The following is a 17,025-nucleotide window of genomic DNA, read 5'->3' on the forward strand; positions in this document are numbered from 1 at the left end:
TGTCTAAAAATTCCTAAAAAAGCGCATCGGGATGGCAACTAAATTTCAGTTAGTTTAATGCCGCAATAAATGCTCTCAACTTGGATTAAAACGCCAAACAAGCTTAATTTTAAAGATTTTTTAAACATAAAATTTTTTATTAGTCTAATATCATTGTGCAATATTTTGTTCAAAAAATATGTTTTGATAGATATATTTTACGGGTATATAAAATGAGTTATATAATTTTAAATAAGCATATATTTAGAGATATAGTCCGCTTGGGGTAAGTCTAAAATCTTTTGTCAAAGTCAGTTGTTTAAGGTAGACGCTTCGGCTTGCCGCAGGCTACCACAGAGGCGCAGAGAACACTGAGAAAAGAAAAAATGCTTAACTGTATTGAGATATAGTCTTATTTAATTAGTTATGAAAAACGAGATCCCCGACAAGTTTTAAGAAGTCGGGGATCCGAGTGTTAGATAATAATTCTGAACAGTAGAGATGCAAAATTACTTGTCGCTACTATTTTTCATAGCTTTATTTCTTAATCTGATCCAGAGCTAAATTCAGCTTCAACACATTCACTCCAGGTTCGCCGAAGATGCCGAGAAAGCGACTGTCGGTGTTTTGAGCAATCAAAGTTTCCAGTTGGTTTGGCTGAAATCCTCGCGTCTTTGCTACTCGTGCAATTTGCGCGATCGCAGCTTCGGGAGTAATGTGGGGGTCAAGGCTGGAGCCAGAGGTGTAGACTAAATCGCCAGTCGGCTGTACACCTGCTGTTTTCAGACGAGTCAAATCGCCTTCAATTTTTTTGCTGGGGTCTGGGTCATCTTTACCTTTGATGCGTTCCAGCAATGCAGGATTACTGGGAGCCAAGTTACTAGCGCCAGAAACCCCAGTTTTCAAAACTCCCGCATCATCTTTTTTTGGGTCGGCTGTGCTGTAGCTCGTGGTACTGGGACGACTGTTAAAATAGCGATCGCTAGTAAAAGGTTGACCAATTAAAGCAGAACCCACAACTTGACCTGCATTATTTTTCAGTAGACTTCCATTTGCCTGAAACGGAAACACAATCTGCCCAATAGCAATCATCGCAAAAGGATAAATAATCGCTCCAATAACCCAGAGTACCAGGGTAGAACGAACTGCTCTACTAGCTTCACGTGCAAAACTCATTAGAATTTCTCCGGTACAAACATTACAAAAAATAAATAGATAGAAAGCCCTAGCGTCACCAGTCCTAATAGTCCCAATCCCCAAGATTGACTGCGGGAAAGTTCTTCACCTGTAGCTGCATAGACTAGAGGTGCAACCACTAGGTTGAAACACATCGCCAGGAACAAATACAGTGGCAGTTTTTGTCTACGCCATTGACACCAGATATCAGTTATTTCTTCAAGTACTTGTGATGCAAGGATAGTGCGGCGGATACGAACAGGTTTCATAGTAAATTAAGACAAAGGTAAGATAATATCTATCAATTTGATAGCAATAAAGGGAGCAACGATGCCACCAAGTCCATAGATGAAGATGTTGCGGCGTAGCAGTTGATCTGCCGTTAAAGGTAAGAATTTCACCCCTTTGAGTGCTAGCGGAATGAGTGCCGGAATAATCAAGGCGTTGTAAATCAGCGCTGAGACGATCGCAGATTGGGCACTTTTTAATCCCATAATATTCAGTGCGCCAATTCCAGCAGCCGCAAAGATAGTCGGAATGATTGCAAAATACTTGGCAATATCGTTAGCGATGGAGAATGTTGTCAAGGCTCCACGGGTAATTAGCAACTGTTTACCTATAGTTACTAAGTCAATTAACTTCGTGGGGTCAGAGTCCAAATCCACCATATTAGCAGCTTCTTTGGCAGCTTGTGTCCCAGAGTTCATTGCCACACCGACGTTTGCTTGAGCCAAAGCAGGTGCATCGTTAGTACCATCCCCGGTCATTGCCACCAGTTTACCCTGAGATTGTTCGGAGCGAATCACCTCAATTTTGTCTTCTGGAGTCGCTTCGGCAATGAAATCATCCACCCCAGCTTCTTCAGCAATTACCGAAGCAGTAATGCGGTTGTCACCTGTGAGCATGACGGTGCGAACACCCATGCGGCGGAGTTGGTCAAATCGTTCCCGCAGACCGGGTTTCACAATATCTTTGAGGTAAATGACACCATAAATTTTGTCATCTTGGCAAACAGCTAAAGGTGTACCGCCTAACCGGGAAACTCGCTCATAAGCTGCATCTATATCATCAGGAACGTTACCACCACGAGAACGCACAAATCCTTTAATGGCATCCACTGCTCCTTTGCGGATTTGTTTGCCATCGGCTAGATTTGTGCCACTCATCCGAGTTTTCGCCGAAAATTCCACACCTTCGGCTTTGTCGAGATTAAAATCGACCGCAACCTGAGACTTTTCTGCTAAAACTACAATTGACTTGCCTTCTGGTGTTTCGTCAAACAAGCTAGCAGCTAGGGAAACTCGTGCTACATCTTCTAGTGAGTGATTATCTAGAGGAATAAACTCATCAGCCATCCGATTTCCCAAGGTGATCGTGCCTGTCTTATCTAGCACTAAGGTGTTGATGTCGCCGCAGGCTTCTACTGCTCGACCGGAGGTAGCGATGACGTTGAATTGGGCAACCCTGTCCATCCCTGCAATACCGATCGCACTGAGTAAACCACCGATAGTTGTAGGAATTAAAGCTACTAGTAGGGAGATGAGAATGGCAACGCTACCACCAGTACGTAAACTGTTTCCCGCTTCCGGGCCAAAGGCTGTGCTGATAAAGTTGGCGATGTAGCTAACAAATGGCGGCATAGTTGCCACTACAATCAAGAACACCTGAGTTAACACTGCCAACAATACCGTCAAAGCAATCTCATTGGGAGTCTTGGTACGTTGTGCCCCTTCTACCAGGGCAATCATGCGATCGATAAAGCCTTGACCAGGATCGGCACTAATGCGGATTGTCAACTCATCTGAGAGGAGGCGTGTACCACCTGTAACCGAACTGGCAATATCCGTACCTGGTTGCTTCAATACAGGGGCAGATTCCCCAGTGATGGCCGACTCATCCACTGAGCCAATGCCTTTAATTACATCCCCATCGGCGGGAATCATATTATTTGCAACCACCTTAACCAAATCGCCCCGTCGCAGTTCCGTAGAATTGACTTGTTGTACGGAACCATCAGGGAGGATTTTATTAGCGATCGTATCCGATCGCGTCGATCGCAGTGAATCAGCTTGTGCTTTACCGCGCCCTTCAGCTACGGCTTCGGCAAAGTTGGCAAAAACGAGGGTGAAAAAGAGAATGAAGGTAATCAACCCATTTAACAAGCGTTGTTGGTTGATATCTGCCTGGATTGTGCCAAAAAGATTTGGGTTAAGGGTTACTAAAAAGGTGACAATTGTCCCCACCCAAACAACAAACATAACTGGATTTTTGACAGTAATTCGAGGATCGAGCTTGACAAATGACTCACGAATTGCTCTTTGATAAAGTCCCCGCATATCTGTCTTGGGGGTGTGCTTGCGCGAGTCACGAGTACCAGATGGAATACGGGATGAGGGAGAATCAGTAGTGATTGGCATATATTAAATTTTGAGCATGAGTCTTTGAGGTGGATTAACGGAGTTCAGAGGTGGATGAACAACTTTCTAATTACCCTTGTTCCCTCGCCCCTCCCCTCTCCTTATCTAGCCAATACCTTTGGCGATAAAAAAGGCTTCAGCTATGGGGCCTAATGCCAGCACTGGGAAGAATGTAAGTGCGCCCAAGATTAAAATTACGCCTGCGGTAACGCCTGTAAATAGTCCGGTGTCGGTTCGCAATGTACCAGTGGTGTAGGGAACAGCTTGCTTGCGAGACATACTATCTGCTAATAACAGCAAACCTAAAATTGGGATATAGCGTCCAGCTAGTAAACTAAAGCAGGTACTCAAGTTCCACCACAAAGCGGTTGCAGTTGTTTTTGTCCCTGTAGCGATCGCTAACGGAGAAGGTTGTGAATCGCCTAAACCTTCAAAACCAGAACCGTTGTTCGCAGCAGCTGAGGCATATTCGTAAATCACCTGAGAAAAGCCATGAAACCCAGGATTACTAATCCCTGCCAATTGGTCAGGAAAAGCTAAGGCGATTCCCCCCGGAATTAAAATAGCAATGGGGTGAACTAGCAAAATCAAGAAGCTAGCAAGTACGACTTCCCGCTTTTCAATCTTGCGTCCCAGAAATTCTGGCGTGCGTCCCACCATCAAACCTGTTACAAATACCGCCAGAATGCTATAGGCAAACAAGTAAGCTGTTCCTGTACCCTGTCCACCCCACATGATTTGCAAGAACATATTAGAGAGAAAAATAAAACCACCTGCGGGCATGAATGAGTCATGGAAACTGTTGACTGCGCCGCACATGGTTCCGGTTGTACTTACCGCAAATAATATCGATTGTGCCCAACCAAACCTGACTTCTTTACCCTCTAGATTCGGTTGCTGACTGCCCAAAAGCGTGTTTACAGACGGATTGCCGTTGTATTCCCCAATGGCAGTGACGACCAGAAATCCGAGAAAAATTACACCGACCATACCGTAGAGTAACCACGCTTGTTTGGTGTTATTGGCAAACAAACCATAAGTGTAGATTAGGGATGTGGGAATGGAAAGCATTGCCACGATCTGAATTAAATTCGTAAATGCGCTGGGATTTTCAAAGGGGTGTGCCGAGTTGATAGCGAAAAAGCCACCGCCGTTTTCTCCTAATTGCTTGATAATTTCAAAATGGGCAACAGGTCCGCGAGCGATCGCCTGACTAATATTCGGATCTTCCAAGGTAGGAAATACAGCTACACCCGCCAGGGTTTCGGGAACGCCAGCAGCTATCATCACAATCCCGCCCACAATACAAATAGGCAGTAAAATTCGGGTAATCGAGCGAATTAGGTCTACATAAAAGTTGCCTAAGGATCTACCCGTCAATCCCCGAATAAAACCAATTCCCACCGCCAAACCAGTGCCAGCAGATGTGAACATGTGATAACCCAGTCCCCACATTTGGCTGGCATAGCTCAGGTAGGTTTCACCAGAATAATGCTGCTGGTTGGTATTAGTAATAAATGAAATGGTAGTATGCAGCGTTGTATCCCAAGTTGGGGCATTTATTCCGGTAGGATTGAGGGGCAACCATCCCTGATTCATAATGATAAAGAAAAGCAGCAACCCCATTACTACGTTGCTGTAGACGATTGCCCGCCCATACTGCCAGCCCGTCATATTTTCTTTGCCTGTAACGCCAATCAAGGCGTAAAGCAGCCGCTCAACCGGATTCAAAACTGGGTCGAGAAAAGTCCTTTCTTCTAAGTAGATATGCGCCATATAGCGCCCAAAAAATGGAGTGATTGCTACTATAATTAGTAGCGTTAGTACAATTTGAATCCATCCTTGTAGCATTGAATTATTTAAACTCCGACATGAATAAATTTTAGAGGGATATCAGATATTTCCTTGGGATGAATCAGAAAAAATAATGAATTATATTGACATTATTATTAGCTAACCTATAACTATGTCCTTTCTCAATCAATCATCGAGCTTTTTGTTAGAGAATACAAGGTATAAATTAATATTTAAACTAGGCTATGCAAGAAATATATTTGTCTATATAGATAAGTCTTCAGAGCGTTTATCTTGATATATATCTGCAAATATAGAAAGACATATAAATCATTCGTAAAAAGTTAAACCCCCAACTTCTTAAAGAAGTCGGGGGTTTCACAAATCAGATAAGATTGCTAAAGAGTGAGGAGTTATGAGTCTAATTCATATAGCAAACGCTTTGGTGGTTAAGACATCAACAAACGATGAAACTTAGACACAAAAAGACTTTTCACCCAGTCCCCAGTCCCCAGTCCCCAATCCCCAGTCCCTTGCTATAACTCATAACTGATTTTGGCGACAAATCCCAAATGCGGAAGTGTAGGCGTGTAAGAAGGTTCTGCCACCAACAGGGCCGATTTCACCACCACAGAAAAAGCCGCCTACAGGAATATCGTTAAGGTAGCGGCAAAATAGTTCAGAATCAAAGTTGGGTTTACCATAAAGTCCTTCACCTCGCCCTAGACAGGCAAACATTAAGGCGGCTACGGCAGAGGGTTCAGATTCTCGTTGAGTTTGATAACTTTGGAGGAGTAATTCTAGGTCTTCAGCAGAGGCTTGGGCATCGCGCAGGTGGAATTGCAGCCTTTGACCAGGACGGACGCGATCGCCAATTGCGATCGCCCCAGCTGTTGGATCGACCCCAAGAATACCACGAATTAAAAAGTCTCCCTGTTGCAAAGCCAGCTTAAACTCATCCATCGCCACGCCAACAAACAGAGAGTGCTGTGCTAAAGTCCGTTCGTGTTCGCTGAGACCGGCAATCAAATCTCGCAACACCACTAGGGGTACTTGCTCATCTAATTCTAAAATGATGTTGCGATCGGCTTTTGTAACTTGCAATGGCTTACCAATCGGTCGGCATCCTTGGGCGACAATCGTTTCCAAAACAATATTGCCAGTCAAAGCTATCCCAACAGTGCCCTCACGATACAGGCTTTTGCATTCCTCGCCATCAGTCTCATTACAAAAAAGGGCAACACGACCACCCATACCTCCACCACTCGCCTGTCCTCCCACAATTACCGATCCTGGATAAGCAAAATCCAGTCCCTGCAATAAATCGTTGATTCCAGAGGCGAAAGAACTAGACAGTAAAATAAACTGGGGTGTCGGTGATGCTGGCACACCAATCAAATCAACCCAAGCATCTGGAGAACTATCTAAATCAGGTAATTCTTCAGCAACAACATGAAAAACTTGAATCTTCACCCCTGGAAGATGTGCTAAAGTCAAGCTAATAGCTGGTTCAGCTTCCAGTTCTTGGGTTTCTCCGCCAACTGTCGTCCCAATTACACCTCCACCGCTACAGCCAATTAGTACAGGTACAGAAAGTTTCTCAGCTAACAAGGGTAATAATCGGGAATACTCACTCGCAAAAGCAGACGAAATGAATACCAGTCCTAGATCCGCAGGTGCTGTCAATGATGAGACAGCTCGTTCCACCACATCTGTAACGGCGGCTTCTAAAGAATGACGGGTTGATAGGGCGTTTGCCCACTGCATTTGGTCTGCCATGAGTTTTGAGCTTCTTTCTCTTTTTAGGCTAGTAGGTTTTGATCTTTTATTTCGGGAAGAATTGCATCCTACAAGAATTAGTGCCAGCCTTTTGTCTCCTCCATCCCAAGAAGCTGGGGTTGTCGTTCCCTATCTAGATGCATCTAAATATATTGTATGATTGTTTATCTATGGTACTAATTCCACAAAATCTTAAAAAATAAAGATGAATGCATTATAGATGCGGCAGTTTACTGTATTGGTTATAAATCAATAGGCTAAAGTACTAACTTATGAACTGAATGGTTAGAATAGTTAGTAATCAAGCTAAAATCTGCCATTCCTGAACTTTTTCTATACTAGTATTAACAACACACAACGAGACTAAAGCGATGACTAACATCCAAGAAACAACAAAGGGCGGCATCCAAGACCAAATCCAAGAAGAAGTAGAACAAGCGCGTACTGTCTGTGACATTAGTGGTAGTAACTCACCAGAGTGTGCTGCTGCTTGGGATGCAGTAGAAGAATTGCAAGCTGAAGCTTCCCACAAGCGCCAAAGCAAGCCAAAAAATTCTCTAGAACAGTATTGTGATGACAACCCAGATGCAATTGAATGCCGGGTTTATGACGACTAGAAATTTAAATTAGGTAAATTTTCTATTCGTTTGTCACCAAGAAACCAAGGTTTACTTACTGAGATTTCGCACTTTTACGCTACTTCTCCCTAAAACCGTACTCTCCCTCTTTCATAATTTTCTCCAACGGGCAAAAAATTGATGAAATATCTGGAGTTATGGATGTATCAGGGTTAAAATTTGAGAATTTTTATCTTGAAAAACAAACCTTTACATCCAAGAAAATTGGGGTTTTGTCCGCGAGGATCAAGTATATAGCTGCTGGGTAGATTTTTAATAGACTCCCTGATGCTACTACAAGTAGGTGCAAAATTTAAGTTGAGGAGCTTTGAGTTTCTTATTTTTTGCCAAATAGAGAGATTTAGGAAAGTAAATTAAACAATTTACCATGTAATAGCTTTTCCAAAAATCTTTGCAACAAATGAGTTGGCTGTAGGGGCGTACATCTGTATGCCCCTACAAACGTGTTTATAGCATAAATTGTGTGAAATGGTATAAGTATGGGTAGCCACTTGCTTCTAGCAAGAGATTAGAGCGCAGTCTTGAGGCTAGATTTTGTGCTTTGATTAAACTGTTTGTAATATAGATAGACTACTAGTTAGCTAATAGCTTACAGGTTTGTCAGTTATAGATACTTGCTTTTAGTTTAAATTGTTTTATTTATCGTTTGAGAAAAAATATGGACTATAACGTTTGGTTTCGCCCTTTCGTCTGGATTGATTACCGACTAGCAGTATTATTTCTGGTAATTATCCCGCTAATTCTTCTAATTTGGGCATTTGTGCAAAAAGTAGAAGGTATACAACGCTTATTGACCATATACTGGCGAATATCAAGCTTGGTGGCAATCACGATTTACTTAATGATTGCCCAGTATCCAGTTAGCTTTATCTCTGGATTGATGGCTCAGATTTTGATCGTAATTTCGCTGTGGTTCTGGGTGGATATCAACGATGAAATTGAGTATCAAACCAGTGGCGCTTTGAAATTTATTTTTACCTCTTGGCGCTGGGCTACAACTGTTTATTGTTCTTTGGGTACACTAGCCTTTATCCCATTTTTGGGTTGTGCTTTTTCTGGCAATATGATGAAGACTGCCTATTGTCGAGTTTGGTTCGAGGTTCCGTTGTTATTTAAAGAATATTTTCATGCTAATAGCAAAGCTGAGTTCTTAGGTTTTCTTGGCATAACTAGTTTAGTAATTTATGTGGTTTACTTAAGCTATTTTGTTCTGATTAAGCTGGGCAAGCAGGGACGTTCAGCCTCACCACAGTAACTATCGCTGCGCCACCATAACCCTAGATAAAAAAATGAATTCTATTGGTAAGCGACTGGAACAATACACCGCTAAACGCCCCCAAGAAGTCCTAATTGTAACTGTGGAAATTGCCGATGAGCAAGATACAATTGCTATTTTTAAAGGCTTTTCTAGTTCTTTGATGCGTCCAACGGCATTTGATGCAGATGTACCAGTTCTGCCAGATGGGGCAATTATCCTCAATATTGACCGAGTAGCCAGCCCTTATAATCCTGAAGCCCCCCGTTATATTCAGCAAGAACTTTCTTGGGAAGCGATGGAAGTTTTATTATCAGAAGTAGGAGTCTGATTAATTCGTAATTCGTAATTTTGTCAAAAGAGTTACTTAATTTTGTCATTTTACTATTAATCTTGTGGTGTCATCTTATCGCTCATTACGAGGAGAGAGATATTCAAAACTGGGGCAAGAGGCCTTACGATGTGGTGTCCGATAGTCCATTCGTCGGGTTTGGCGCTCATCTCAGGTTGCTGGAGCAGCGTATGCCGGATTCGTGGCGCATGTATATTGACAGGTAGCAAAGCTTCATGACGCTGCGCGAACAATTTTGAAGAATTATTTTGACTTTTGAATTTAAAAAATGTCCCGTTCTGGATACACCCTTCCCGTCTTTGCGTGTGCTGCTGCGATCGCTGCTTTACATTGGTTACACGATCGCAAATCCCTAACTTTTGCCTCTGTAGATTTGATTGAACCGTCTCAAATCGCCGAAATCGCCATTGAACAGGTAGCAGGATTATCTGAGAATACAGCTTTAGCAATAACTCGCAGCGATCCTGGTGATAATCTCGACCTGACTAAAGATACACCGATTTGGGCATTGGTGGAATGGCGAGAACAGGGTGATAATACTGTAATCATTAAAGGCGGGGAAGGAATTGGCAAACAGGCGAATGCTGATGACAAGCCAGCAATTTATGCTTATGCTCAAAGGCTCTTAAAAGAAAACTTGCAACGAATGCTAGCGCCAGGGGAAAAAATCACGGTGACGATTATTCTACCTGAAGGGCGATCGCTAGCTGTTCGGACTTCAAATTCTGCTTTTGGTGTGGTAGAAGGACTTTCGCTTTTAGGCACAACCGGCATTTCTCAACCTTTGAGTACACCAGATCAGCTTGCAGTTTTTCGGGCGGAATTACAAAATAAAGCCAGTCTTTTTGAGACTTTAGTATTCTGTATCGGCGAGAATGGACTAGATTTAGCGCGTAAACTAGGGATTAATCCCGAACAATTGGTCAAAACTGCTAACTGGCTTGGCCCAATGTTAGTAGAAGCTGATGTGCTAGACGTGAAAGAAATTTTATTATTTGGCTATCACGGGAAGCTGATGAAACTAGCGGGGGGAATTTTTCACACCCATCATTACTTGGCTGATGGACGTAGAGAAATTTTGGCAGTGCACTGTGCGATCGCAGGTTTAAAATCAGCAGATATCCAAGTTGTGTTTAACAGTGCGACTGCCGAAGCTGCCTTAACATACCTAAAATCACTAGATGCTACAACTGGTAGTGATTGGGTAAATCAAGTTTACAGTGCGATCGCCGAAACCATCGATATCCGTTCCCAAGAATACATCCAAAGCCATAGCGAAAGGGGCACAGCAGTTACAATCTGTGGCTCGATTCTCTTCGATCGCGATCGCAAAATTATCGTGAAGAGCAAAACTGCTGGTCTGTTGATGGGAAAATTATGTTAATTTATTATGAATAATCGTAAACAATTCAAATAAATAATCTTTTAAGTAACCACTCTAGGGTAAGTTTATCGTTCTAATACTGTCTTCGACTTCGGGACTAGACAAACGCACATAACCTCGCGTTTGTCTAGGGCTTCTCTACCATTATCAGCCTAACCAGGCTGAATAATAGCATCACTATAGACCGCAAAGCATCTACCCTTAACAGACATAACACTCCCGTCATGAATACAGTGGTGACTCTACCGACAGAACAAGCGCCCCAAACATTAGAAAATGTTGGGCGGCTCGATCGCCAATTGATTATAATTCTAGACTTCGGCTCTCAATATTCTGAATTGATTGCCCGTCGCATCCGCGAAACTCAAGTATACTCTGAAGTTTTATCCTATCGCACTACTTCTGAACAACTGCGCAAACTCAATCCCAAGGGAGTCATCCTCTCTGGTGGGCCGAGTTCGGTTTATGGTGATAACGCTCCCCATTGTGACCCAGAAATCTGGAATTTGGGAATACCCATTTTGGGTGTTTGCTATGGGATGCAGTTAATGGTGAACCAACTCGGTGGGGAAGTAGCAAAGGCTGACCGAGGTGAGTACGGCAAAGCATCATTATATATTGACGATCCCACAGATTTGCTTACTAATGTTGAAGATGGCACTACCATGTGGATGAGTCACGGAGACTCAGTTACCCAAATGCCATCAGGCTTTGAATTGCTGGCACATACAGAAAATACGCCCTGTGCTGCGATCGCTGACCACGAAAGGAAACTTTACGGCGTTCAATTCCATCCAGAGGTGGTGCATTCTCTTGGGGGAATAGCATTAATTCGTAATTTTGTCTACCATATCTGCGATTGCGAACCAACTTGGACAACAGCAGCTTTTGTCGAAGAGGCGATTCGGGAAATTCGCACCAGAGTTGGCGAAAAGCGGGTGCTGTTGGCGCTATCTGGAGGAGTGGATTCTTCTACCCTGGCTTTCTTGCTGTATAAAGCCATTGGTGAGCAACTGACTTGCGTATTTATCGATCAAGGCTTTATGCGAAAGTATGAGCCAGAGCGATTGGTAAAGCTGTTCCAAGAGCAGTTTCACATTCCTGTAGAGTATGTGAACGCGCGCGATCGCTTTTTAGCTAAAGTTGCTGGTGTTACAGATCCTGAAGAAAAACGCCGCCGCATCGGACACGAGTTTATCAATGTATTTGAGGAAACATCCAAACGCCTCGGTCACTTTGACTATCTGGCTCAAGGGACTCTTTATCCAGATGTCATCGAATCTGCTGACACCAATGTTGATCCCCAAACTGGTGAACGGGTAGCAGTGAAAATTAAGAGTCATCACAATGTTGGCGGCTTGCCCAAAGACCTAAGATTTAAATTGGTGGAACCACTACGGAAATTATTTAAAGATGAAGTCCGCAAAGTTGGGCGTTCCATTGGTTTACCAGAAGAAATTGTCCAACGACAACCTTTTCCTGGGCCTGGTTTGGCAATTCGCATTCTAGGGGAAGTTACATCTGAGCGGTTAAATATTTTGCGCGATGCTGATTTAATTGTACGGCAAGAAATTAACCAACGCGGCATGTATCATGATTTCTGGCAAGCATTTGCTGTATTGCTGCCAATTCGTAGTGTTGGCGTTATGGGCGATCAACGTACTTATGCTTACCCCATTGTCTTGCGGATTGTTACTAGTGAAGATGGCATGACTGCTGATTGGGCCAGAGTCCCTTACGATGTCCTGGAAGTGATTTCCACGCGAATTGTGAATGAGGTAAAAGGGGTGAATCGGGTGGTTTATGACATCACCTCTAAGCCACCTGGAACTATTGAATGGGAATAATCGAGTTTTATGGTTGACTTAGCTAAAAGCTCTCACTATCGCCGATAATTCAGATTCATATATTTAAAAATGGCAATGCCGACTTGACTCATTTGGAGTTTTGGCATTGTCTATTTTTTTTGGGCTCTCGATTTGGTAAACTATTGTACATTTAACTTATATATGGGAATCCGGTTTGATTTCTATAGATATATACTGAATCTTGTTCATCAATCAACGCGGATTCCTATATTTAGAGCGATCGTGTTTCCCACTTTATAAAAGTTTGATTTAATTTATGCAGTCTAGATTTCTTTAGTTTAATCGCAAAATATCAGAGTTTTTAAACAAAAAAGCTCTATCAAAATCGCAAGTTTTTAGTAATATAGTAGGCAGCAATTATCAAAGTAATTTTGTAACCATAACTACTTCTTAAAATGAGGGCTTTAAATATAAGTTAATTTAAATACAAACATAACTTTATCTAGCCAATCATTATAAATACCAGTCAAGAAGTAACCATCAATTAGATGGTGGCTGGACAAATTGAATTATTGTCTAGGAAAATAGGCGCGATCGCAGTAAAATTACCAAGGGTGTGGTAAAAGACAAAAACCAGCAGCTCATTAGAAATAACTTTCATTTGATAAACATTAATGGAGATGTTATGGAACCTCCTCTCCCCCTTGCTGGCTTAAACATCCTCGTTGTTGATGATGATGACGATAGCCGTTTTTACATTACTACCGTGTTAGAAGCTGATGGAGCCACCGTTACGGCGGTTCCATCGGCGGCGGTAGCATTGAAAGTACTACCTGAGTTGCAGCCAGATATATTGATTTGTGATATTGCTATGCCTGGTGAAGACGGCTACACCTTTATCCGCAAGATTCGGGCGCTGAAACCTGATATTTGGGCAAAACTCCCTGCGATCGCCTTAACTGCTTATGGCGATAGTGAGTATCGTAGCCGTGCGCTAGAAGCTGGCTTTCAAACTCATGTGCCTAAACCAGTCGATCCAGGAGAATTGGTTGCGATCGTCGCTGATTTGGTTGCTTCTTATAAAAATTAGCGCAAAGATGCAGTGATTTGTGGGTGATTAAATCAACAGGGTGTGATTTGGAATTGCTGAGACTAGTTTGCTCCAGTTTCAAAACTAATTTGCTCAGACTTATATGCTGGTGGCTCAACGTGAATTAAAATCCTCACTGGACGGAACTTTTCTTCTAACCAACTTTCCACTTCTTCTGTGATGTGGTGGGCTGTTTCTACGTCCGGTGCATCTACTATTAAATGCATTTCAATGAACACTTGACGACCAAGAACACCGCGAGAAGCAATATCATGACAGTTAATTACACCTGGAACAGAAGTGGCGATCGCATGGATTGCTTCTGGTGCGATCGCCATTTGATCCACAAGCCAAGGCAAATTCTCTTTTAAAACTGACCAGCCACTCCAAAATACCAACAAAGCAACAGGAAAAGCTAACACCAGATCCATCCATTGATAACCTAGCCAAACTCCGATCAAGCCAGCAATTACAGAGATTGTCACCCAAATATCGCTCATGGTATGCGTAGCATCAGCGATCAGAATTGAGCTACCTACCCGCCTACCCACGCTACGTTCGTAAAACGCCACAAAAATATTCACGCCTAGCACAATTAGTAATAACCACAATTCAGGTGGCGATATTCTCACAACTTCACCACCACCTTTGAGAATTCGCTCGATTGCTCCTTGCAAAATTTCAAAACAGGCTATTCCTAAAAATGAGGCAATTCCTAAAGCTCCCACAGCTTCAAACTTGCCGTGTCCGTAAGGATGCTCGCGATCGGGTTGTGGAGAAGAAAATTTACTTGCAATTAATCCTAAAACGTTGTTGGCGCTATCTGTCACACTATGCAAGGCATCAGCTAGCAAACTCAAAGAACCTGTCCAGTAGCCCACAACTGCTTTCAATCCCAATACGAACAGGTTGAGAAGTAAGGTAATAATTAAAACCTTTCGCACTTCGGCGCGGTTATCGTAAATCATAGATAATTTATCACATCAAGTTCTATGACTTCTAATGTAAAACTTAAAACATCAATAAACACAATTGAAATGTATCAAAGTCTTACGCAGTAAGAATTAAGTCTCTCTATAGGCTCTATGTTTTATACAGTTTTGTTGAGATTCTTTATAACTAATAACAGCTACAAGCTTTATAGCTATTAGTAATGCCTTTACAGATAGCAGCATATTTTTAGCATTAATTCCAGAAATATTTTAATTAATTTTGTTATTCATACATGCAGCCAGTCCAAACCGAATTGTATTCAAAGATATTATGACGACCATTAGCACTCTGTACTGACTCAGGATAAATTACGAGCTTAGGAAGTTTTATTTACTACCTTATAAGAATGATGCAGCTTACGCTTCATTCATCAAATTATCAAGATTTGAGCAGTGAAATCAAAAAACACTTACAGGTTTTGGAATAATTAGTAAATCTATAGGTGATGTTTTCACGTTCTCCTTCTCAAAGTAAATTCACAAGCCAGAGAATGGGTGAACATTTGATACTCTTATGAGTTTGAGTAAGAACTTGAGCAATATAATTCCAAAGGTCAATTTTTCTCAGACGACAAGTTTCAACCACGAATACTATGAATACTAAAAAACTTACAGGTAAGGTGGCATTGGTAACAGGCGGCTCACGCGGTCTAGGAGCTGCGATCGCTAAACGTCTCGCAGACGATGGTGCAACTGTCGCCCTCACCTACACTAGTTCGCCACAAAAAGCCGATGAGGTGGTGCTTGCCATTGAAGCAGCAGGTGGCAAAGCCTTGGCAATACGCGCCGATAGTGCCGATGTTGAAGCGGTGAAAAACGCTGTTGCCGAGACAGTCAAAGTCTTTGGTCGTCTTGACATCCTCGTGAACAATGCGGGGGTCGCCACTTTGGCCCCAATTGACCAATTCTCAATGGATGATTTCGATCGGTTGATCGCAGTTAACGTTAAGGGTGTCTTTGTGGCAACTCAGGAAGCTGTCCGCCACATGGATGAAGGGGGACGGATCGTTATGATTGGCAGCGTCAACAGTGATATCATGCCTTTTGCTGGCGGCTCGGTTTATGCTTTGACCAAAGGGGCGATCGCCAGTTTCACACGCGGTCTTGCTCGCGATCTCGGCCCTCGTGGCATCACTGTGAACAATATCCAACCCGGCCCGGTAGACACCGACATGAATCCGGCGGAAGGCCCTTTTGCCGAGACGATGAAAAGTATGATTGCCTTGCAACGCTATGGACGAAGCGAAGAAGTTGCCGATATGGTTTCCTATCTCGCTAGTGCAGAAGCCGGTTTCATCACCGGTGCAAGCCTGAAGATTGATGGCGGCTTTGCAGCCTGATAAGCTGTTGTGTTTTTAATTTGCACATTGAGACAGCAGGGGAGCAGAGGAGCAGAGGAGAGGGTTTACAGGTTTTACTTAAAAGATTATGAGGCAACTTGTAGGCGCGACAGCTTAGAGCAGAACTAAGAAAAGTGCGATCGTGTAAATCTGTCTGGCGACGATACCAGCGCCAAGGCTGGGGGCACATCCTGAAAAAAGTTGGTTTCACCGCCGTCGATCTCGGCGGCTTCGTCTCTTCTTCCGGTAATATTAGTAATTATCAAGAAGCTTTAATAAAAAACTTATGTCTTCAATTCCTCTAACGTTGAACCTAATTGAAGGTTCTGTCTCCTTCAGTTTTTCACCCCAAGCAGCACGAGAATTAAAGACAGCGACAGATCAACTGATGGATCGCCTGAAAGCTGTCGCCGCTAAACTCACTCCTGGCGGCGGTAGAGTCACTCCTCAGCCTCCGCTGGAATATCGTTATACAGGTGAAGTATTTTTAGAGATTTTCTGTAATCCTAATATTTGGCCAACGCCTTTCGCAGCCAAAGTTTTGCTGACTGTCCGCAACATCAACATTCGCTTGACTACTGAAGCTGAACTTACTCGTATTATTGAAGACATTAATCAATACTTAGAGCAAGTTGGATAATAGTTTAATAATTTTTCTATGCTTTTCGAGATTTTTTAACAAATAATTTTATACAAATTTGGGATTTTGCGAAAATTCCCTTTATTGTCGCAACTAGTGTCGGTTAGCCCGACTTCGCAAACTTCTCAAAACTGAGTTTTGGCTATGAATTACAAGTCAAAAGTGAAGTTCCTACACTTCTATCAGACAGATCAATGTAGGAGCTTCACCGAATCTACACACCAGACTCAAGCTTTAGCACCAAAAGATGTACAGAAAAAATGCTTCTGATGCCTTCTTTAACTTGAGAATTTGTCTAAATTCAGACTCCAATACTTTTGTGTTAATGAAAGACGCAAGATTCTATATGGGGCAATGCCGATCAAAAACCAGAGATTATCC

General features: G+C 42.7%; 15 protein-coding genes. 9 read left to right on the forward strand and 6 right to left on the reverse strand.

Going from position 1 to position 17,025, the window contains the following annotated elements; translation table 11 throughout:
• Nucleotides 1–516: 516 nt before the first annotated feature.
• From kdpC to V7K42_RS19345, 5 genes are all read right to left on the reverse strand, one after another.
• Nucleotides 517–1,155 (reverse strand): K(+)-transporting ATPase subunit C, encoded by a 639-nt coding sequence (kdpC, locus tag V7K42_RS19325; RefSeq protein ID WP_334918847.1) that lies wholly within the window; start codon nt 1,153–1,155, stop codon nt 517–519.
• Entirely contained in the window at nt 1,155–1,424 is a 270-nt protein-coding gene (locus tag V7K42_RS19330) for a potassium-transporting ATPase subunit F (protein WP_334918849.1), read from the reverse strand. Before V7K42_RS19330 ends, kdpC begins: the two co-directional genes overlap by 1 nt.
• Before the next feature lie 6 nt (nt 1,425–1,430).
• Nucleotides 1,431–3,572, reverse strand: a complete 2,142-nt coding sequence (kdpB, locus tag V7K42_RS19335) for a potassium-transporting ATPase subunit KdpB (RefSeq protein ID WP_334918851.1) — start codon at nt 3,570–3,572, stop codon at nt 1,431–1,433.
• Nucleotides 3,573–3,677: 105 nt separating this feature from the next.
• Nucleotides 3,678–5,423, reverse strand: a complete 1,746-nt coding sequence (gene kdpA, locus V7K42_RS19340; protein ID WP_334918853.1) for a potassium-transporting ATPase subunit KdpA — start codon at nt 5,421–5,423, stop codon at nt 3,678–3,680.
• A 486-nt stretch (nt 5,424–5,909) separates the two neighbouring features.
• The gene (locus tag V7K42_RS19345) at nt 5,910–7,145 is read right to left on the reverse strand and encodes an FIST signal transduction protein (protein ID WP_334918855.1); all 1,236 of its coding nucleotides are present in this window, start codon (nt 7,143–7,145) and stop codon (nt 5,910–5,912) included.
• Between the two features lie 371 nt (nt 7,146–7,516).
• Here V7K42_RS19345 and V7K42_RS19350 point away from each other — a divergent pair, with 371 nt between their 5' ends.
• The 6 genes from V7K42_RS19350 to V7K42_RS19375 all read left to right on the forward strand — a co-directional run bounded on the left by V7K42_RS19350 (nt 7,517) and on the right by V7K42_RS19375 (nt 13,672).
• Nucleotides 7,517–7,762, forward strand: a complete 246-nt coding sequence (locus V7K42_RS19350; RefSeq protein ID WP_334918857.1) for a Calvin cycle protein CP12 — start codon at nt 7,517–7,519, stop codon at nt 7,760–7,762.
• 679 nt (nt 7,763–8,441) lie between these two features.
• On the forward strand, nt 8,442–9,038 hold the full coding sequence (locus V7K42_RS19355) for a DUF3177 family protein (RefSeq protein ID WP_334918859.1): 597 nt from the start codon (nt 8,442–8,444) through the stop codon (nt 9,036–9,038).
• A gap of 34 nt (nt 9,039–9,072) precedes the next feature.
• Nucleotides 9,073–9,369, forward strand: a complete 297-nt coding sequence (locus V7K42_RS19360) for a DUF7734 family protein (RefSeq protein ID WP_334918861.1) — start codon at nt 9,073–9,075, stop codon at nt 9,367–9,369.
• Nucleotides 9,370–9,658: 289 nt separating this feature from the next.
• The gene (cbiD, locus tag V7K42_RS19365) at nt 9,659–10,774 is read left to right on the forward strand and encodes a cobalt-precorrin-5B (C(1))-methyltransferase CbiD (protein WP_334918863.1); all 1,116 of its coding nucleotides are present in this window, start codon (nt 9,659–9,661) and stop codon (nt 10,772–10,774) included.
• A gap of 224 nt (nt 10,775–10,998) precedes the next feature.
• Nucleotides 10,999–12,621, forward strand: a complete 1,623-nt coding sequence (gene guaA, locus V7K42_RS19370; RefSeq protein WP_334918865.1) for a glutamine-hydrolyzing GMP synthase — start codon at nt 10,999–11,001, stop codon at nt 12,619–12,621.
• A 646-nt stretch (nt 12,622–13,267) separates the two neighbouring features.
• Complete coding sequence (locus V7K42_RS19375) at nt 13,268–13,672, forward strand: response regulator (RefSeq protein ID WP_334918868.1); 405 nt, start codon at nt 13,268–13,270, stop codon at nt 13,670–13,672.
• A gap of 62 nt (nt 13,673–13,734) precedes the next feature.
• On the opposite strand, the gene V7K42_RS19380 is transcribed toward V7K42_RS19375, so the two are convergent.
• On the reverse strand, nt 13,735–14,640 hold the full coding sequence (locus tag V7K42_RS19380) for a cation diffusion facilitator family transporter (RefSeq protein ID WP_334918870.1): 906 nt from the start codon (nt 14,638–14,640) through the stop codon (nt 13,735–13,737).
• A gap of 617 nt (nt 14,641–15,257) precedes the next feature.
• Here V7K42_RS19380 and V7K42_RS19385 point away from each other — a divergent pair.
• The 3 genes from V7K42_RS19385 to V7K42_RS19395 all read left to right on the forward strand — a co-directional run bounded on the left by V7K42_RS19385 (nt 15,258) and on the right by V7K42_RS19395 (nt 16,644).
• Nucleotides 15,258–16,004 (forward strand): 3-oxoacyl-ACP reductase family protein, encoded by a 747-nt coding sequence (locus tag V7K42_RS19385; protein WP_265275124.1) that lies wholly within the window; start codon nt 15,258–15,260, stop codon nt 16,002–16,004.
• Nucleotides 16,005–16,138: 134 nt separating this feature from the next.
• Nucleotides 16,139–16,309 (forward strand): hypothetical protein, encoded by a 171-nt coding sequence (locus tag V7K42_RS19390; protein ID WP_334918872.1) that lies wholly within the window; start codon nt 16,139–16,141, stop codon nt 16,307–16,309.
• Nucleotides 16,291–16,644 carry a hypothetical protein gene (locus V7K42_RS19395; protein WP_334918874.1) on the forward strand — a complete coding sequence of 118 codons (354 nt, stop codon included), beginning with the start codon at nt 16,291–16,293 and terminating at the stop codon, nt 16,642–16,644. Before V7K42_RS19390 ends, V7K42_RS19395 begins: the two co-directional genes overlap by 19 nt.
• Nucleotides 16,645–17,025: the final 381 nt, after the last annotated feature.

Origin of the sequence: Nostoc sp. (assembly GCF_036917455.1) — a bacterium.
GTDB lineage: Bacteria > Cyanobacteriota > Cyanobacteriia > Cyanobacteriales > Nostocaceae > Nostoc.

What these genes read in the sequence shown, in the direction of transcription:
- V7K42_RS19360 (WP_334918861.1), top strand. Translation starts at nt 9,073, where the DNA reads ATGAATTCTATTGGTAAGCGACTGGAACAATACACCGCTAAACGCCCC.
- V7K42_RS19355 (WP_334918859.1), top strand. Translation starts at nt 8,442, where the DNA reads ATGGACTATAACGTTTGGTTTCGCCCTTTCGTCTGGATTGATTACCGA.
- kdpA (WP_334918853.1), bottom strand. Translation starts at nt 5,423, where the DNA reads ATGCTACAAGGATGGATTCAAATTGTACTAACGCTACTAATTATAGTA.
- V7K42_RS19385 (WP_265275124.1), top strand. Translation starts at nt 15,258, where the DNA reads ATGAATACTAAAAAACTTACAGGTAAGGTGGCATTGGTAACAGGCGGC.
- guaA (WP_334918865.1), top strand. Translation starts at nt 10,999, where the DNA reads ATGAATACAGTGGTGACTCTACCGACAGAACAAGCGCCCCAAACATTA.
- kdpB (WP_334918851.1), bottom strand. Translation starts at nt 3,572, where the DNA reads ATGCCAATCACTACTGATTCTCCCTCATCCCGTATTCCATCTGGTACT.
- V7K42_RS19330 (WP_334918849.1), bottom strand. Translation starts at nt 1,424, where the DNA reads ATGAAACCTGTTCGTATCCGCCGCACTATCCTTGCATCACAAGTACTT.
- kdpC (WP_334918847.1), bottom strand. Translation starts at nt 1,155, where the DNA reads ATGAGTTTTGCACGTGAAGCTAGTAGAGCAGTTCGTTCTACCCTGGTA.
- cbiD (WP_334918863.1), top strand. Translation starts at nt 9,659, where the DNA reads ATGTCCCGTTCTGGATACACCCTTCCCGTCTTTGCGTGTGCTGCTGCG.
- V7K42_RS19350 (WP_334918857.1), top strand. Translation starts at nt 7,517, where the DNA reads ATGACTAACATCCAAGAAACAACAAAGGGCGGCATCCAAGACCAAATC.
- V7K42_RS19395 (WP_334918874.1), top strand. Translation starts at nt 16,291, where the DNA reads ATGTCTTCAATTCCTCTAACGTTGAACCTAATTGAAGGTTCTGTCTCC.
- V7K42_RS19345 (WP_334918855.1), bottom strand. Translation starts at nt 7,145, where the DNA reads ATGGCAGACCAAATGCAGTGGGCAAACGCCCTATCAACCCGTCATTCT.
- V7K42_RS19380 (WP_334918870.1), bottom strand. Translation starts at nt 14,640, where the DNA reads ATGATTTACGATAACCGCGCCGAAGTGCGAAAGGTTTTAATTATTACC.
- V7K42_RS19375 (WP_334918868.1), top strand. Translation starts at nt 13,268, where the DNA reads ATGGAACCTCCTCTCCCCCTTGCTGGCTTAAACATCCTCGTTGTTGAT.